This window comes from Azospirillum sp. NS33, from assembly GCF_059703765.1.
This window is the reverse complement of record NZ_BAAKJB010000045.1, coordinates 32,811-48,408: the sequence shown is the minus strand read 5'-3', so window position 1 is coordinate 48,408 and position 15,598 is coordinate 32,811. Positions and strand designations below refer to the sequence as shown.

The 15,598-nt window shown below is 69.7% G+C and carries 16 protein-coding genes, 3 tRNA genes and 1 pseudogene; 11 read left to right on the top strand and 9 right to left on the bottom strand.

Translation table 11 applies throughout. The annotated features are described in order from the left end of the window. The 4 genes and pseudogenes from AC6H2I_RS27270 to kduI form a co-directional block, all read right to left on the bottom strand. A pseudogene (locus AC6H2I_RS27270) lies at positions 1–297 on the bottom strand (formate acetyltransferase); the annotation flags it as partial. A gap of 95 nt (positions 298–392) precedes the next feature. Further along, complete coding sequence (gene pyk, locus AC6H2I_RS27265; RefSeq protein WP_497503925.1) at positions 393–1,889, bottom strand: pyruvate kinase; 1,497 nt, start codon at positions 1,887–1,889, stop codon at positions 393–395. A 131-nt stretch (positions 1,890–2,020) separates the two neighbouring features. Continuing rightward, a complete protein-coding gene (kduD, locus tag AC6H2I_RS27260; RefSeq protein WP_497503924.1) occupies positions 2,021–2,779 on the bottom strand; it encodes a 2-dehydro-3-deoxy-D-gluconate 5-dehydrogenase KduD in 759 nt (252 codons plus the stop codon). Between the two features lie 14 nt (positions 2,780–2,793). Then, the gene (gene kduI, locus AC6H2I_RS27255) at positions 2,794–3,630 is read right to left on the bottom strand and encodes a 5-dehydro-4-deoxy-D-glucuronate isomerase (protein ID WP_497503923.1); all 837 of its coding nucleotides are present in this window, start codon (positions 3,628–3,630) and stop codon (positions 2,794–2,796) included. A 200-nt stretch (positions 3,631–3,830) separates the two neighbouring features. On the opposite strand from kduI, the gene AC6H2I_RS27250 reads away from it, so the two are divergent. Together AC6H2I_RS27250 and AC6H2I_RS27245 are read left to right on the top strand one after the other, a co-directional pair. After that, positions 3,831–4,622, top strand: a complete 792-nt coding sequence (locus tag AC6H2I_RS27250) for a DNA polymerase (RefSeq protein WP_497503922.1) — start codon at positions 3,831–3,833, stop codon at positions 4,620–4,622. A 79-nt stretch (positions 4,623–4,701) separates the two neighbouring features. After that, the gene (locus AC6H2I_RS27245) at positions 4,702–5,139 is read left to right on the top strand and encodes a hypothetical protein (RefSeq protein WP_497503921.1); all 438 of its coding nucleotides are present in this window, start codon (positions 4,702–4,704) and stop codon (positions 5,137–5,139) included. 48 nt (positions 5,140–5,187) lie between these two features. On the opposite strand, the gene AC6H2I_RS27240 is transcribed toward AC6H2I_RS27245, so the two are convergent. The 3 genes from AC6H2I_RS27240 to AC6H2I_RS27230 all read right to left on the bottom strand — a co-directional run bounded on the left by AC6H2I_RS27240 (position 5,188) and on the right by AC6H2I_RS27230 (position 5,422). Continuing rightward, a tRNA-Gln gene (locus tag AC6H2I_RS27240) sits at positions 5,188–5,261 on the bottom strand. A 5-nt stretch (positions 5,262–5,266) separates the two neighbouring features. Continuing rightward, positions 5,267–5,341, bottom strand: a tRNA-Gly gene (locus AC6H2I_RS27235). A gap of 4 nt (positions 5,342–5,345) precedes the next feature. Continuing rightward, positions 5,346–5,422 (bottom strand) — tRNA-Asp (locus AC6H2I_RS27230). 90 nt (positions 5,423–5,512) lie between these two features. Here AC6H2I_RS27230 and AC6H2I_RS27225 point away from each other — a divergent pair. After that, positions 5,513–6,247, top strand: a complete 735-nt coding sequence (locus AC6H2I_RS27225) for a class I SAM-dependent methyltransferase (RefSeq protein WP_497503920.1) — start codon at positions 5,513–5,515, stop codon at positions 6,245–6,247. On the opposite strand, the gene AC6H2I_RS27220 is transcribed toward AC6H2I_RS27225, so the two are convergent. Together AC6H2I_RS27220 and AC6H2I_RS27215 are read right to left on the bottom strand one after the other, a co-directional pair. Beyond that, positions 6,208–6,738 carry a gamma carbonic anhydrase family protein gene (locus tag AC6H2I_RS27220; RefSeq protein WP_497503919.1) on the bottom strand — a complete coding sequence of 177 codons (531 nt, stop codon included), beginning with the start codon at positions 6,736–6,738 and terminating at the stop codon, positions 6,208–6,210. The genes AC6H2I_RS27225 and AC6H2I_RS27220 overlap by 40 nt on opposite strands. 416 nt (positions 6,739–7,154) lie before the next feature. Beyond that, complete coding sequence (locus AC6H2I_RS27215) at positions 7,155–7,571, bottom strand: universal stress protein (RefSeq protein ID WP_497503918.1); 417 nt, start codon at positions 7,569–7,571, stop codon at positions 7,155–7,157. A gap of 343 nt (positions 7,572–7,914) precedes the next feature. On the opposite strand from AC6H2I_RS27215, the gene AC6H2I_RS27210 reads away from it, so the two are divergent. The 8 genes from AC6H2I_RS27210 to AC6H2I_RS27175 all read left to right on the top strand — a co-directional run bounded on the left by AC6H2I_RS27210 (position 7,915) and on the right by AC6H2I_RS27175 (position 15,094). Further along, a complete protein-coding gene (locus tag AC6H2I_RS27210) occupies positions 7,915–8,940 on the top strand; it encodes a Bug family tripartite tricarboxylate transporter substrate binding protein (RefSeq protein WP_497503917.1) in 1,026 nt (341 codons plus the stop codon). A gap of 112 nt (positions 8,941–9,052) precedes the next feature. Continuing rightward, entirely contained in the window at positions 9,053–9,514 is a 462-nt protein-coding gene (locus tag AC6H2I_RS27205) for a tripartite tricarboxylate transporter TctB family protein (protein WP_497503916.1), read from the top strand. Positions 9,515–9,622: 108 nt separating this feature from the next. Next, complete coding sequence (locus AC6H2I_RS27200; RefSeq protein WP_497503915.1) at positions 9,623–11,146, top strand: tripartite tricarboxylate transporter permease; 1,524 nt, start codon at positions 9,623–9,625, stop codon at positions 11,144–11,146. A 258-nt stretch (positions 11,147–11,404) separates the two neighbouring features. Then, a complete protein-coding gene (locus AC6H2I_RS27195; RefSeq protein ID WP_497503914.1) occupies positions 11,405–12,097 on the top strand; it encodes a CBS domain-containing protein in 693 nt (230 codons plus the stop codon). Between the two features lie 86 nt (positions 12,098–12,183). Beyond that, the gene (locus AC6H2I_RS27190) at positions 12,184–12,945 is read left to right on the top strand and encodes a GntR family transcriptional regulator (RefSeq protein ID WP_497503913.1); all 762 of its coding nucleotides are present in this window, start codon (positions 12,184–12,186) and stop codon (positions 12,943–12,945) included. A gap of 125 nt (positions 12,946–13,070) precedes the next feature. After that, a complete protein-coding gene (locus AC6H2I_RS27185) occupies positions 13,071–13,538 on the top strand; it encodes a CBS domain-containing protein (RefSeq protein WP_497503912.1) in 468 nt (155 codons plus the stop codon). A 223-nt stretch (positions 13,539–13,761) separates the two neighbouring features. Continuing rightward, on the top strand, positions 13,762–14,691 hold the full coding sequence (locus AC6H2I_RS27180; protein ID WP_497503911.1) for a histone deacetylase family protein: 930 nt from the start codon (positions 13,762–13,764) through the stop codon (positions 14,689–14,691). Between the two features lie 28 nt (positions 14,692–14,719). Next, positions 14,720–15,094 (top strand): cyclophilin-like fold protein, encoded by a 375-nt coding sequence (locus AC6H2I_RS27175; RefSeq protein WP_497503910.1) that lies wholly within the window; start codon positions 14,720–14,722, stop codon positions 15,092–15,094. The last annotated feature ends 504 nt before the right edge of the window (positions 15,095–15,598 follow it).

The window sequence follows — 15,598 nt, the reverse complement described above, 5'->3', positions numbered from 1 at the left end:
GAAGCCGGGGGCGTGGGCGGTGATGGAGGAGATGGTCTCGGTGTCGGCGTCCAGCACGCCGCCCTTGGCGGCGCGCTCGCGCTTCAGCAGCTCGGCCACCGTGTCCCACAGCGCCTTGGTGCGTCCGGTGGCGCCCGCCAGGAAGGCGGCGTCGCCGTCGTAGGGCGTGACGTTGCGGACGATGAAGTCGCGCACGTCGACCTCGTGCTGCCACTGACCCGGGGCGAAGCCGCGCCAGGGCTGGGCGTCGGCCGCGGTGTCGCTGCCCGGAAGCGGTTCTCTCAACAACGTGTCCATGATGACCTCGTGTTCGAAGGCGTGCCCCTCGGCACGCCGTGTTCGAGGGCGTGCCCCTCGGCACGCCGTGTTCGAGGGCGTGCCCCTCGGCACGCTCAGTCGTCGCCCGCCGGGACCAGGTCGGCGTCCGCGTGGGCGGCGACCGGCGTCTGGGTGGGGCGTTCGACCCAGGCGATGCGCAGGATGTTGGTGTTGCCGGGCATGCCGAAGGGCACGCCGGCGGTGATGACGACGCGTTCGCCCTCGCGGGCCAGCCGGTGGGCGCTGGCGAGGCGGACCGCCTTGTGGACCATCTCGGAGAAGGTGCCGACGTCCTCGGTGTGGACGCTGTGGACGCCGTAGACCATCTGCAGGCGGCGCGCCGTCTCGATGTTGGCGGTCAGGCCGAGGATCGGCACGCCCGGCCGCTCCCGCGCGGCGCGCAGGGTGGTCGAGCCGGAGGTGGTGTAGGTGATGATCGCCGCGGCGTGGATGGTGCGCGCCGCCTGGCTGGCGGCCGCGGTGATGGCGTCGGCCGAGGTCTCCTGCAGGTCGGGATGCTGGGCGTCCATCACGGTGCGGTAGAGCGGGTCGCACTCGACCCGCCGGGCGATGCGGTCCATGATCGACACCGCCTCCAGGGGGTAGGCGCCCGACGCCGTCTCCGCCGACAGCATGACCGCGTCGACCCCGTCGTAGACCGCGGTGGCGACGTCCGAGGCCTCGGCCCGGGTCGGTGCCGGCGCCGAGATCATCGACTCCAGCATCTGGGTGGCGACGATGACCGGCTTGCCGGCCTGGCGCGCCTGGCGGACGATGCGCTTCTGGATGGCCGGCACGTCCTCGGGCGGCATCTCGACGCCGAGGTCGCCGCGCGCCACCATGACGCCGTCGGACAGCTCGACGATCCGCTCGAGGTGCTCGATCGCCTGCGGCTTCTCCAGCTTGGACAGCAGGGACGCCCGCCCGGCGATCAGCCGGCGCGCCTCGGCCACGTCCTCGGGGCGCTGCACGAAGGAGAGCGCCACCCAGTCGACCCCCTGGTCCAGGGCGAAGACGAGGTCGGCGCGGTCCTTGGTCGTGAGGGGGGACAGCGGGAGGACGACGCCCGGCACGTTGACGCCCTTGCGGTCGGACAGGCGCCCGGCCGTCACCACCTCGGTGTCGGCGAAGTCGGCACCGCAGTCGATGACCCGCAGGCGCACCTTGCCGTCGTCGAGCAGCAGCTCGGCGCCGGGCTCCAGGGCGGCGAAGATCTCGGGGTGGGGCATGCCGGCGCGGCTGGCGTCGCCGGGCGCCTCGGACAGGTCGAGGCGGAAGCGCTGGCCGGCGGCGAGCAGGGCGGCGCCGTCGGCGAAGCGGCCGAGGCGCAGCTTGGGGCCCTGCAGGTCGGCCATGATGGCGATCGGGCGGCCGGTGTCGCGCTCGGCGGCGCGGATGGCGCGCACCCGCGCGCCGTGGTCGTCGTGGCTGCCGTGGCTGAAGTTGAGGCGGAAGACGTCCACCCCCGTCTCCAGCAGGGTGCGGATCATCTCGGGGGAGGAGGAGGAGGGACCAAGGGTCGCGACGATCCTGGTCTGCCGGAACCGGCGGATCGGGGTGCCTGTGCTCATGGGACTGCGAACTCCGCTCGGGAAGGAAGAGAAAGGCGGCGCCGGCGGCCGGGTGGGGCGTGGCCGGCGCCGCAGGTGCCCCGACGGGCCCGGACGGGAGAGAGGGTGGCCGGACCCGGAGCCGGGAGGGGTCAGCGCGCCAGCCAGCCGCCGTCGACGGGCAGGATGGTGCCGTGGATGTAGTCGGACGCCTCGGAGGCGAGGAACACCGCCGGGCCGCCGAGGTCGGCGGGCTCGCTCCACCGCCCGGCGGGGATGCGGCCGAGGATCTCGGCGCTGCGCTGCTCGTCGGCGCGCAGGGCGGCGGTGTTGTTGGTGGCGACGTAGCCCGGGGCGATGGCGTTGACGTTGATGCCCTTGCCCGCCCACTCGCAGGCCAGCAGCTTGGTGATGCCGGCCACGCCGCTCTTGGAGGCGGTGTAGGAGGGGACGCGGATGCCGCCCTGGAAGGACAGCATGGAGGCGATGTTGATGATCTTGCCCTTGCGGCCCTGGCCGATGGCGGTGCGGCCGAAGGCCTGGCAGAGGAAGAACAGGGTCTTGAGGTTGATGTTCATCACCAGGTCCCAGTCGGCTTCCGAGAAGTCGACGGAATCGGCGCGCCGGATCATCCCGGCGTTGTTGACCAGGATGTCCACCTGGGCGAACTGGGCGAGCGCGCCCTCGACCAGCCCGGCGACCGGGGCGATGGAGGTGAGGTCGGCCTTCATCGGGTGGAAGCGGCGGCCGGTGGCCTTCACCAGGGCCTCGGTCTCGTCGAGCGGGGCGATGTCGACGGCGGCGATGTCGGCGCCGGCGGTGGCCAGGGCCACGGCGATGGCCTGGCCGATGCCGGTGTTGGCGCCGGTGACCAGAGCCACCTTGCCGGACAGATCGAAGGACGCGTTCATGTCGATGTCTCCCGTCAGCGCAGGGTCGCCGGGGGCACGGCGTCCATGTCGTCGAAATCCTGGTTGTCGCCGCCCATGCCCCAGATGAAGGTGTAGTTGTGGGTGCCGACGCCGCAGTGGAGCGACCAGCTCGGGCTGATCACCGCCTGCTCGTTGGCCATGACGATGTGACGGGTCTCGGTCGGCTGACCCATGAAGTGGAAGACCCGGGCGCTCTCCGGCAGGTCGAAGTAGAAATAGACCTCGCAGCGCCGCTCATGGGTGTGGCAGGGCATGCTGTTCCACATGTTGTTGGGCTTCAGCATGGTCAGGCCCATGACCAGCTGGGCGGTGCGGCAGACGTCGGGGTGGATCATCTGGAAGATGGTCCGCTCGTTCGACGTCGCGGGGTCGCCCAGGTGGCGCTGCTTGGCGTCGGCGATGGAGATCTTGCGGGTCTCGAAGCGGGCGTGGGCCGGTGTGCTGTTCAGGTAGAACTTGGCCGGGGTGCGGCGGTCGAGGCTCTCGAAGCGCACCGTCTCCGTGCCCTGCGCCACGTAGAGGCCGTCGCGGGTGTCCAGCTCGAGGACCGCGCCGTCGACCGTCACGCGGCCCGGGCCGCCGACGTTGATGACGCCGAGCTCGCGGCGCGCCAGGAAGGTCTTGGTGCCGATCTCCTTGCAGCCCTCCAGCTCCAGCGCGCCGGCCACCGGCATGGCGCCGCCGACCACGTAGCGGTCGACATGGCTGTAGGTAAGCGCGATCTCGTCGGCCTGGAACAGCGACGGGACCAGGAAATGGTCGCGCAGGGTCTGCGTGTCGAAGCCGCGCACGGCGTCCGGATGGGACGCGTACCGCGTGGTGATCTTCATGGCGTTGGGCCTTTCCTTGCGGGGCTGTCGGCACCCGGACCGGACGGGGCAGCCCGGCGGGCCGCGTCGGCCCGGCGGTCTGCGGCGTTCCCGTCCACGGGCTCGTCGGCTCTGATTTGAATATACTAGTATATTAGATCAAAGCAAGGACGATCTGGCCGGTGGCCGGCGCGGGGGCATGGTCACGATGTCGCAGCCCGATGGAGGTGCTGCACTGCCTGTCGGCACCGGCCTCCATCGAGCAGCGGTCGAAGCTCCACATCGAACCCTACCTGATGCTGTGCGACCCGGAGACGGGTCGCGTCTGCCCGACCATCTCGTCGACGCTGGCGACCCGCCGCATGGCGATGGAGACCCCGAACGGGCAGCAGCTCGCCAAGCGCGGCGACTCGGTGTTCGTCCGCGGCTTCTTCCTTGCCGACAGCGACGAGGAGGTCCAGGTGTCGAGCGACTGGTCGAGCATCGAGCTGGTCACCATCGGCGAGATGCCCCAGGACCCGGAGTTCAAGCGGGTCTTCGGCCAGGTCCCGTACGAGGACCTGCACCTGGGTGCTGCCGCCGACGCCCTGGCCGTGGTCATTCCCGCGATGACCGAGGAGCTGCTGATGGCGCTCGACGCCATGTCGCAGGAGCAGATCCAGGCGATCAACCCGCGCATCCTCATGAACCGGGCCGGCGAGGTGATGGAGCCCGGCAAGGCCAAGACGTACTGGCGGATCGAGGTGGGGAAGGGGAGCAACGTCAACTGCTGGCACTCGGGCGCCCTGTCGACGGTGGGCGAGCGTCTGGGCTGGTCGCCGGACCCGATGTGGGAGGCGACCGACCGCTGCCGCACCCGGTTCCAGACGGCGGAGGCATGGCGCACCGACCTCATCGACGTCGCCCGGCGCCACGGCTACGTTGAGCTTCCGGACGGCCACCGCCGGGTGCGCTTCGAGCCGACGGGCTTCTGGACGACGGCCATGCGGCAGACGTTCGCTCAATACCTGTGATGCGGCGCGGCCCGAACGAGGTCTTCGCCAAGGCCCTGTCTGCGGTCCAGCGCCGGCCTGGAACCAGAGCGTCCACGCCATGATCCAGGGCACCTGCGCGGCCATGATGAAGCGCACCCTGGTCCGCCTCCACAAGGGGGCGCGGGCGACCGGCTGGTACCGCCTGATCGCCCCCATCCACGACGAGGTGGTGGCGTCGGTGACGGTGAAGCACCTCCACCGGCACCAAGCCGGTCAACGCCGCCATCGTCCGGGTCGTGGGCTACGACCACACCGTCTTCTGCATGGCGAACCTCTGCGCCCAAGGCCAGATCGAGGCTCTGGGGGCGATGAAGCCGGCCGAACGGAAGCGGGCGGTGGATCAGACCATCGACTCTCGGGGCTCGACGAGATCACCAGGTGGTGCGGGGATCAGGCCCTGGGCTTCACCCGCTCGGCCATGGCCAAGCTGGAGGAAATGTACAGCGAACGCGGGGCTGTAAAACCCGGCTCCGAAAACTGCAAAACGAACGGATAGGGAGCGCCCGAAGGCGCCCGTAACCGCTTGATCTGATTGGAAAAAAGATGGTTGGGGGACTAGGATTCGAACCTAGGCTGGCGGAGTCAGAGTCCGCTGTCCTACCGCTAGACGATCCCCCAAAACATGGAGCGGGCGAAGGGATTCGAACCCTCGACCCCAACCTTGGCAAGGTTGTGCTCTACCCCTGAGCTACGCCCGCAACATGGCGCGAGTGACGGGACTTGAACCCGCGGCCTCCGGCGTGACAGGCCGGCGCTCTAACCAACTGAGCTACACCCGCAAAGGGATGCGCTATGTACGAAAACCGGGGCCCCCGCGCAAGCACTTTTTTGCGGTCGCCCGGACCGGCCGACGCTGCCATGCTGCCCCGATGCCCGAGCCGTTCCAGACGCCGCCGTGCCCCCCGTGCCCCCTGTGCGCCGCCGCGGCCACCGTCCCCTTCGGTGCCACCGCCGGCCGGGCTTACCGGCGCTGTCCGGCTTGCCTGCTCACCTTCCTGGAGCCGGCCCAGCGGCCCGACGCGGCCGCCGAGCGGGCCGAGTACGCCCTCCACCGCAACGACCCGGCCGATCCCGCCTACCGGCGCTTTCTGGCCCAGGCCGTCGACCCGCTGGCGGTGCGCCTGGCGGCCGGCGCGCACGGGCTGGACTTCGGGTGCGGCCCCGGCCCGGCGGTGCCGGCCATGCTGGGCGAACGCGGCTGGGCCGTGCGCGCGTACGACCCCTTCTTCGCCGCGGACGCCGGAGCCCTGGAGCGCACCTACGATTTCATCGTCTGCACCGAGGTGGCCGAGCATTTCCACCGGCCCGGGGTCGAGTTCGCCCTTCTCGACCGGCTGCTGCGGCCGGGCGGCTGGCTCGCCCTGATGACCGGCGTGCTGCGCGACGACGGCGCCTTCGCCGGCTGGGGCTACCGGCAAGAGGCCAGCCACGTCGTGTTCTACCGGCCGGAGACCCTGGCCTGGATCGCCGACCGCTTCGCCTGGACCCTGGAGCCCGAAGGGCGGAACGTCGTGCTCTTCCAGAAGGCGGGGCCGCCCACGCCCAGCCGCGGCGCCCCCACCGATCAGGCCGGGTCGGGCACCGGCACCAGCCGCGTCGCGTAGATCCGGGCGCGCTCGCGGTACACCGCCGCCGGCTGGCGCAGCCGTTCCAGCTCGCCGTCGGCGACCGCGCGCACGACGCGGCCCGGCGCGCCCATCACCACCGAGCGGTCGGGGATCTCCTTGCCCTCGGCGATCAGCGCGTGGGCGCCGATCAGGCAGTCGCGGCCGATCCGTGCGCCGTTGAGGACGGTGGCCCCGATCCCCACCAGCGTGCCATCGCCCACCGTGCAGCCGTGCAGCATCGCCAGGTGCCCGACCGTCACCCCGGCGCCCAGGGTCAGCGGCCAGCCGGGGTCGACGTGCAGCACCGCGTTGTCCTGGACGTTGCTGCCGACACCGATGTGGATGCGGTCGAGTTCGGCGCGCAGCACCGCCCCCCACCACACGGACACCTCGTCCTCCAGCACCACGTCGCCCACCACCGTCGCCGTCGGGGCGGCCCAGGCGGTGGCGGCGAGCCGCGGCGTCTTGTCGGCGATGGCGTAGATCACGGGCGGGTCCTCCGGTGGTGGCGGGGTGCGCGGTTGGGGTTCGGGATTCAAACGCCATGGCACGGCACGACGCCAGTCCTTTTCCCGGTGCGGACCGCCGATTGACTGTGGATTTCAGATTTTGGATCTGGTATACCAAAACCCATCGACCGTCCGCCCGTTGCTCCGCGTTTTGCTGGAGCCGGGCATGCGCGCCGGGCATGGATGCCCCCGCCCCCGAACCCCGCCATCCGGCGGCGGTTCCAAAACCCTTTTCCGTCATATGAAAAGGGTCGGTGGCGCACCGGAGAGGATGGCCGCCGCCACCGCAGGGCCGACGGGACCGGGACCCGGGCCGGGGATGCCCGCCGGAGGGGCGGTGCCGGGCGGCAGCCGGCCCGCGGACCGAACCACCCCCGGCGACGCGCCAAAATCCCTTACTTCACAACGGTGACCGGCATCTCCGCCAGGTGCAGGACGCGCGTCGTGGTGGACCCCAGAAGAAGGTTCGGCAGCGGGCTCAGGCCGCGGCTGCCGATCACGATCTGGTCGGCCCCGACATCCTTGGCGTGCTGCACGATGGTCTCGGCGACGCCGCCCACGGCGACGTAGTCGCGGTGGCCGACGCCCGCGTCGGTCAGCAGCTTGCGCGGCTCCACCAGCGCCTTGCGGCCCTCCTCCTCATGATAGCCCTGGCGGTCCTTCTCGTTGACGAAGTCGCTGACCGCGCTCGGCAGCGGTGGCTGCACGTTCAGAAGATGAACCTCGACACTGGTGCCGGCAAAGGTCTTCACGATGTAGCGGACGGCGTGGGCCGAGGCCTCCGAGCCGTCGACGGGAACGAGGATTTTCATTGGTCGTCTCCTTGGGTTTGTTTGACTTCCCCTTGCGGGGGCATGCAGTGCCGGGCAGCCCCCGAGGTCCTAGATGGTGACGTTCCGCCCGTAAGCAACATCAATGCCAAAGGTTGCCGTTGCCGGGGCGCGCCGTTTCGGGACGTCGGAGAAAGCTGTTGCATCCAACACTGCATGCCAGATACCGTATCCCAAGCGGTCAATCAGTGTCACCAACCATCCGCGCCAAGCGCGATCCAGTGGCATCCCAGCCGCAGGGAGGTGCAGGATGGCGACCGTGAGGCACAACGAAATGCCCGGGAGGAAGATTGGTACCCCGGCCAGTGAGGGAAGGAAACAGCACATGACAAACGTGAAGACCCCGCGTGTTGCGCAGATCGCCGCCATCGGGGCGGCTGTTCTGGGAGCGACGGCTCTTTCCACGCTTCCGACCACTGCGTACGCTTGGGAGCCGACGAAGTCGGTCGAGTTCATCGTGCCGGCCGGCACCGGCGGCGGCGCCGACCAGATGGCCCGCATGATCCAGGGCGTGATCCAGAAGAACAATCTGATGTCGCAGCCCATCGTCGTCATCAACAAGTCCGGCGGCGCCGGCGCCGAGGGTTTCCTCGACGTCAAGGGCCACAAGGGTGAAGAGCACAAGATCATCATCACCCTGTCGAACCTGTTCACCACGCCGCTGGCGACCGGCGTGCCGTTCTCCTACGAGGACCTGACGCCGGTGGCGATGCTGGCGCTGGACAATTTCGTCCTGTGGGTGAATTCCGATGCGCCGCAGAAGACGGCCAAGGACTACATCGAGGCGGTGAAGGCGGCCGGCGCCAACAAGTTCAAGATGGGCGGCACCGGCTCCAAGCAGGAAGACCAGATCATCACCGTCGGCATCGATTCCGCGGCGGGAACGAAGTTCACCTACATCCCCTACAAGGGCGGCGGGGACGTGGCGGCGCAGCTCGTCGGCGGCCACATCAACTCGTCGGTGAACAACCCGATCGAGGCCGTGTCGCAGTGGCGCGCCGGCGCCCTGACACCGCTGTGCGTCTTCGGCACCCAACGCATCGACATCACCGAGCCGGTCGCCGAGGGCAAGGCCTGGAGCGACATCCCGACCTGCACCGAAGCCGGCATTCCCGTCCAGTACCAGATGCTGCGCGGCATCATGATGGGGCCGGACGTCGAGCAGGAGGTGGTCGACTTCTACGTCGAGCTGTTCAAGAAGGTCCGCGAGACCTCGGAATGGAAGGACTTCATGCAGAAGGGAGCCTTCGACACCTCGTTCAAGGTCGGTGACGAGTTCAAGTCCTGGCTGGCCGCCGCCGACAAGCAGCACCGCCAGCTGATGTCTGAAGCCGGCCTCGCCAAGAAATAACCGAACGACCGCGCACCCTGGCCCCGGAGCAACGCCTCTGGGGCCTCTCGTGGGGAGTTGAACTGTGGAACACGAAACCGAAAGCAGCGCCCCGGTCGTCTCGAACCGGGTCATGGAAATCGTCACTGCCGGGCTGTTTGCCCTGATTGCCGCCGTCGTCATGCTCGACAGCTCCCGCGTCGGTGCCGGCTGGGCCTCGGATGGCCCGGAGGCAGGCTATTTCCCATTCTACGTCGGGTTGATCATGATGGTGAGCGCGCTCGCCATCATGGGCACGGCGATCTTCAAGCAGACCAACGCGGACAGCGGCACCTTCGTCGAGCGCGACCAGCTCTCCCTGGTCCTCAAGGTGCTGGTGCCGAGCGCCGTCTACGTCGGACTCATCAGCGTCGTCGGCATCTACGTCGCGGCCGCGATCTTCATCGCCTTCTTCATGTACTGGGTGGGCAAGTACCCGGTCCAGAAGATCGTGCCGGTCGCCATCGGCGTTCCGCTGGCGCTCTTCGTCGCCTTCGAAATCTGGTTCCTCGTGCCGCTGCCGAAGGGGCCCTTGGAAGCGATGCTCGGGTACTAGGGCCGCGACCCGCGGCCCCGACCACCCACACCATCTTCGTGCCGCGTTCGGCCGCCTCGGGCGGCCGGTGCCAACGCGGCTCCACCGGGCAGCATCAGGGAGGGTACTTTGGAAGCGCTCACGTCACTTATCGGTGGCTTCGGCGTCCTCGCCGATCCGATGAACATCGTCTACATGTTCATCGGCATCACGCTGGGCGTCCTCATCGGCGTGCTGCCGGGTCTTGGCGGGGCGAATGGCGTGGCCATTCTTCTGCCGCTGACCTTTGGCATGTCGCCGACCTCGGCCATCATCATGTTGTCCTGCATCTACTGGGGCGCGCTGTTCGGCGGCGCCATCACCAGCGTCCTGTTCAACATCCCCGGCGAACCGTGGTCGGTGGCGACCACCTTCGACGGCCACCCAATGGCGCAGAAGGGCCACGCCGGCGAGGCGCTGACCGCGGCCTTCACCTCGTCCTTCTTCGGTGCCTTCGTCGCCGTCATCGTCATCACCTTCCTCGCTCCGATCATCGCCGCCTTCGCGTTGCAGTTCGGCCCAGCCGAGTTCTTCGCGGTGCAGATGCTCACCTTCTGCAGTTTCGTCGGTATGGGCAGTGAATCGCCCTTCAAGGTGCTGTGCGCCATGATGCTGGGCTTCGCCCTGGCCGCCGTCGGCATCGACACCGTGACCGGCGAGCTGCGCATGACCTTCGGCTCGATCGAGCTGCTGCGCGGCTTCGACTTCCTGATCGCGGTCATCGGCCTGTTCGGCATCGGCGAGATCCTGCTGACCATGGAGGAGGGCCTGGCCTTCCGCGGCAAGTCGGCCAAGATCAACGCGTCGGTCGTGTGGCGCACCTGGAAGAAGCTGCCGAAGTACTGGGTGACCGCGGTCCGCGGCTCCATCGTCGGCTGCTGGATGGGCATCACCCCCGGCGGCGCCACCCCGGCCTCCTTCATGAGCTACGGCCTGGCCAAGCGCTTCTCGCGCAACGGCTCGAAGTTCGGCACGGGCGAGATGGAGGGCGTGGTTGCCCCGGAGACCGCGGCGCACGCCGCCGGCACCAGCGCGCTGCTGCCGATGCTCACCCTGGGCATCCCCGGCTCGCCCACCGCGGCGGTGCTGCTGGGCGGCCTGCTGATCTGGGGCCTGCAGCCGGGACCGCTGCTGTTCGTCGAGCAGGCGGACTTCGTGTGGGGCCTGATCGCCTCCATGTACCTCGGCAACATCGCCGGCCTCATCGTGGTGCTGACGACGGTGCCGCTGTTCGCCGCGATCCTGCGCATCCCGTTCTCGATCATCGCACCGGTCATCGTGGTGATCTGCGCGGTCGGCGCCTACACCGTGCACAACGCCTTCTTCGACGTGGTGCTGATGCTGGTGTTCGGCGTCCTCGGCTACGTCTTCAAGAAGTTGTCCTACCCGCTGGCGCCGCTGGTGCTGGCCCTGGTGCTGGGCGACATGGCGGAGGGCTCCTTCCGTCAGGCCATGCTGATCTCGCAGGGCGATATGTCGATCTTCTGGTCCAACTACCTGGTCGGCGGCATCATCACGCTGGCGCTGCTGATGCTGGTGTGGCCGGTGGTCTCCGCGCTGCTGAAGAAGCGCGGCGGCGGCTCCGACGATGCGGCCGTGATCGCCGCGAAGTGACGCAGAGGGGGGTGACCCCCGGATGATGCCCGGATGCAGGGGGCGGTCTCCCGCCGCCCCCTGCGCTCCGGCCGTTCAGCGGGCAGGGTGGCGACGTCATTCGTTAGGCACTTTTCACGGCCCCGGGGGCGCACCGCCGCGCCACCCGGGATCGAGCACCCCAAGCGGCCCCGCCGCCGCCCCGGGCGGGCGGCGGCGGCGGCGGGCGGACAAGAAACGGGTTGGGTTGGAGACTTTGGGTCGCAAAGGAGACGCAGAATGCAAGCCAAGGACGTCATGACGGCACCGGTCATCTCGGTGACACCGGACACCTCCGTTCCCGAGATCGCGGCGTTGCTGCTGGAGCGCCGCATCAGCGGCGTGCCGGTGTGCGACGCGGCCGGCCAGCTCGTCGGCATCCTGACGGAGGGCGACCTGCTCCACCGCGCCGAGACCGGCACCGAGCGCCGCCGGTCGCGCTGGCTGGAGCTGTTCACCGGGGGCCGCGACCGTGCGGCGGAATACGTGAAGTCGCACGGCTCGCGGGCCGCCGACGTGATGACCCGCACGGTGGTCACCGTGTCCCCCGACACCGAACTGGCGGAGATCGCCAGCCTGATGGAGCGCGAGCGGGTCAAGCGCGTTCCGGTGTGCGCCGACGGCCGGCTGGTCGGCATCGTCAGCCGCGCCAACCTGCTGCACGGCCTGGTGGCGTACCGCCAGGGCAAGCCGGCGGCCGCCGCCGGGGCCGGGGACGACGCCACCATCCGCCAGCGGCTGCTCGCCCAGCTCGCCGACGAGTCCTGGATCAACCTGAACCAGGTCAACATCGTGGTCAGCGATGGCATCGTCCACCTCTGGGGGGTGGTCGACACCGACGACCAGCGGCACGCCCTGCGGGTCGCGGCCGAGGGCGTCGCCGGGGTCAAGGGCATCGAGGAGCACCTGCACCGCAACCGTTTCGTCGAGTGAGGGCGGCCTGGCACCGGGGCGGCGGGTGCGGCCGCCGTCCCGGCCGCCGGCCGGCCCTTGGGTCCACCTCATAGGAGCGACACCGGATGCCTCCCCCCGCGATCAACGTCCAGCCCCTGGACGTCGGCACCACGTTCCGGAGCCAAGTGTACCGGACGCTGAAGCACGCCATCGTCGAGATGGACATCTACGACCATCCCGGCGAGGTGCGTCTCGATGAGCGCCAGCTCAGCGAGCAGCTCGGTGTCAGCCGCACCCCGATCCGCGAGGCGCTCACCCTCCTCGAGCAGGAGGGTTTCGTCCGCCTCGAACCCCGCCGCGGCATCTTCGTCGTCCGCAAGACGAAGCAGGACATCATCGAGATGATCGTCGCCTGGGCGGCGCTGGAGAGCATGGCCGCGCGCCTTGCCGCCCAGCGCGCGACCGACGACGACATCCGCTCGCTCTGGGACCTCTTCGGGGCCTTCGAGGAGCGCAGCCTGACCGAGCACATGAAGGAGTACTCGGACGCCAACATCGCCTTCCACAAGGCGATCATCCGCCTCAGCGGGGCCCGGCTGCTGCAGGACATGACCGACAACCTGTTCATCCACATCCGGGCGATCCGCAAGCTGACCATCGCCCAGGACAACCGGGTGGAGCGTTCCATCCAGGACCACCGGGAGATCATCACCGCCCTGGAGGCCCGGGACGCCGAACAGGCCGAGCGCCTGTCGCGCGACCACACCCTGGGCCTCGCCGACCACGTCGCCCGCCACGGCGATTTCCTCGACTGGCTCGACCAGCTGTCGGAATCCCGCGCGCGCGGCGATGCGTTCACCATGAACCTGGGCCCGACGCGCCGCTGACCCATATAGTTCAAAACAAAAACTATCCGCACGCCCCACGAACGCGTTGACATTTGGTATGTGGTATACCAGGATAAGCCCGTCCGGCGCTGTCGGACTCAACATGAGGCGAGGAGGCAAGGGTCATGAAGGTCGAAGACATTCTCCGCACGAAGGGAACGCGGATCAACATGGTCCGCATCAACGAGACCGTGGAGACGGCGCTGACCCTGATGCGCCGCGAGAACGTCGGCGCGCTGGTGGTCAAGGACGTGTGCCGGACCGAGGGCAACACGGTGGTGGGCGTCATCTCCGAACGCGACGTGGTGCGTGGGCTGGTCGACCGCGGCCCGGCGGTGCTGGTCCTGCCGGTGTCGGAACTGATGAGCCGCAACCCGGTGATCTGCCAGTCGTCCGACACGCTGCACCACGTGCTGACCCTGATGGACGAGCACGCCATCCGCCATGTTCCCGTCCTCGACGACGGCAACCTGGTCGGGGTGATCAGCGTCCGCGACCTCATCAAGAACCGGCTTCTGTCGTCCGCCGCCACCGCCGAGCTGACCGGCGCCGGCAAGCCCGGCTGGGACGGCGCGGTCGCGGTGAGCCATTGAGGAGCGGGGCGCCGGACCGCCACCGCGCGCGCCCCCGTCCACCCGGCGCCACCCGGCCTTCCCCCCGTCGCAGGGGAGGGTCCGGGGGCCCTCCCCGGCGAGGCGGGGAGGGGACGTGGCGGACCGGCGCGCGCACCCGCCAGCACCGCCCTGCCAGCGGCGCGCCGCACCCCCGCGAGGGGGGCGGGCGCCGCTGCCGCGCGTGGGAAGCGAAAGGACAACCGTGAGCACGATCATCGTCACCCATGAGGAGTGCCTGGCCCACGACACGGGCCCCGGCCATCCCGAACGCCCGGACCGCCTCACCGCGGTCTGGAAGGCCCTGGAGCGGGAGCCGTTCGCCCGGCTGCCGCGGCGCGAGGCGCCGCTGGCCACGCCCGAGCAGCTCAAGGCCGTCCATGACCACGACTATGTCGACTTGGTGCTGGAGGCATTCCCGCAGCAGGGCATGGTCCGGCTCGACGCCGACACCGTGCTGTCGCCGGGGTCGCGCGGCGGTGTGCTGCGCGCCGCCGGATCGGTCTGCGCCGCGGTCGACGCGGTGGTGGCGGGGGAGGCGTCCAACGCGTTCTGCGCGGTGCGCCCCTGCGGCCACCACGCCGAGCAGGCGCGCCCCATGGGATTCTGCGTCTTCAACAACGTCGCCGTCGGCATGGCCCATGCCCGCAACCGCCATGGCATCCGCCGCATCGCCTGCGTCGACTTCGACGTCCATCACGGCAACGGCACCCAGGCGATGTTCCAGGACGACGCCGACTGCCTGTTCTGTTCGACCCACCAGTCGCCGCTGTATCCCGGCACCGGCGCGGCCAGCGAACGCGGCCGCTACGGCACGGTGGTCAACGCGCCGCTGCCGCCGGGATCGGGTGGCGAGGCCTTCGCCTCGGCGGTGGAGCGGCGCATCCTGCCGGCGCTGGAGGCGTTCAAGCCGGAGCTGCTGTTCATCTCCGCCGGCTTCGACGCCCATGTCGACGACCCGCTGGCCGGCCTCGAGTTCGAGGCGGAGGACTTCGCCTGGGTGACCCGGGTCCTGGTCGACGTGGCCCGGCGCCATTGCGGCGGGCGCATCGTCTCGGTCCTCGAGGGTGGCTACGACCTGGCGGGGCTGGGCGAGGGCTGCGCCGCCCATGTGGCGGAGCTGGTGGCCGCCTGACGGCCGGGGGAGAGGGGGAGACACGCACGTGAAAACGGTGAAGATGACGATCGGCGGCGTGGTGATCCGCGCCGAGCTGCTGGAGACCGCGACCGCCCGGGCGATCGCCGGGGCGGTGCCGTTCACGGCGCGCGCCAACACCTGGGGCGACGAGGTCTATTTCGAGACGCCGGTGTCCCAGGGGCCGGAGCCGGGCGCGCGGGCCGTGATGGAGCCCGGCGAGCTCGCCTTCTGGCCGCCGGGCAACGCCATTGCGATCGGATACGGGCCGACCCCGGTGTCGGTGGGCGACGAGATCCGCCTGGCCAGCCCCAGCAACGTGTGGGGGCGGGCGCTGGACGATGTGGCGGCGCTGCGCACCGTGCGGGCCGGCGCGGCGATCACCGTGGAGGCGGAGGACTGACCCCGGCCGGGGCCCGCCGGGGCGGCCCCGGCCGCACGCACGGCCCGCCACGAGCGCCGGTCGCCGGACACCCGGCGCCGGCGCTTTTCGTCGTGGGGCGGGCAAAAAAATCCCCCGGACGCGAGCGCGTGCCGGGGGAGTGCAGGGAGAATCTACCGGGAGGAAGCCATGTAGATCCGGCCTTCTTTGTACCCTGTACGGATGATTGGCCACCACTTCGGATTCGGCATGCCAGGTATGCGATACCAAATACTGTATACCAGAACGGCGACCGCCGGCCGCCACGGGGTTTTGGCGCGGCCCGGTCCGGGCAGGCGCCGTCACAAATCCGCCATCGGCCTCCGCACCGCGCCGCGCCGCGAGTGTCGGTGCGTCCGGGTGGCAGGGCGCCGGTGTTCCGGAACTCATGGTCGGCCGACTCTATTCTATGGGGATGGCGCGCGAAATGTCCGGGCCGGAGGGCGCCAGCGCGCGACTGTTCGTGCGCTGTCCGCCGCGACTTGC

What these genes read in the sequence shown, in the direction of transcription:
- pyk (WP_497503925.1), bottom strand. Translation starts at nt 1,889, where the DNA reads ATGAGCACAGGCACCCCGATCCGCCGGTTCCGGCAGACCAGGATCGTC.
- kduD (WP_497503924.1), bottom strand. Translation starts at nt 2,779, where the DNA reads ATGAACGCGTCCTTCGATCTGTCCGGCAAGGTGGCTCTGGTCACCGGC.
- kduI (WP_497503923.1), bottom strand. Translation starts at nt 3,630, where the DNA reads ATGAAGATCACCACGCGGTACGCGTCCCATCCGGACGCCGTGCGCGGC.
- AC6H2I_RS27250 (WP_497503922.1), top strand. Translation starts at nt 3,831, where the DNA reads ATGGAGGTGCTGCACTGCCTGTCGGCACCGGCCTCCATCGAGCAGCGG.
- AC6H2I_RS27245 (WP_497503921.1), top strand. Translation starts at nt 4,702, where the DNA reads ATGATCCAGGGCACCTGCGCGGCCATGATGAAGCGCACCCTGGTCCGC.
- AC6H2I_RS27225 (WP_497503920.1), top strand. Translation starts at nt 5,513, where the DNA reads ATGCCCGAGCCGTTCCAGACGCCGCCGTGCCCCCCGTGCCCCCTGTGC.
- AC6H2I_RS27215 (WP_497503918.1), bottom strand. Translation starts at nt 7,571, where the DNA reads ATGAAAATCCTCGTTCCCGTCGACGGCTCGGAGGCCTCGGCCCACGCC.
- AC6H2I_RS27210 (WP_497503917.1), top strand. Translation starts at nt 7,915, where the DNA reads ATGACAAACGTGAAGACCCCGCGTGTTGCGCAGATCGCCGCCATCGGG.
- AC6H2I_RS27205 (WP_497503916.1), top strand. Translation starts at nt 9,053, where the DNA reads ATGGAAATCGTCACTGCCGGGCTGTTTGCCCTGATTGCCGCCGTCGTC.
- AC6H2I_RS27195 (WP_497503914.1), top strand. Translation starts at nt 11,405, where the DNA reads ATGCAAGCCAAGGACGTCATGACGGCACCGGTCATCTCGGTGACACCG.
- AC6H2I_RS27190 (WP_497503913.1), top strand. Translation starts at nt 12,184, where the DNA reads ATGCCTCCCCCCGCGATCAACGTCCAGCCCCTGGACGTCGGCACCACG.
- AC6H2I_RS27185 (WP_497503912.1), top strand. Translation starts at nt 13,071, where the DNA reads ATGAAGGTCGAAGACATTCTCCGCACGAAGGGAACGCGGATCAACATG.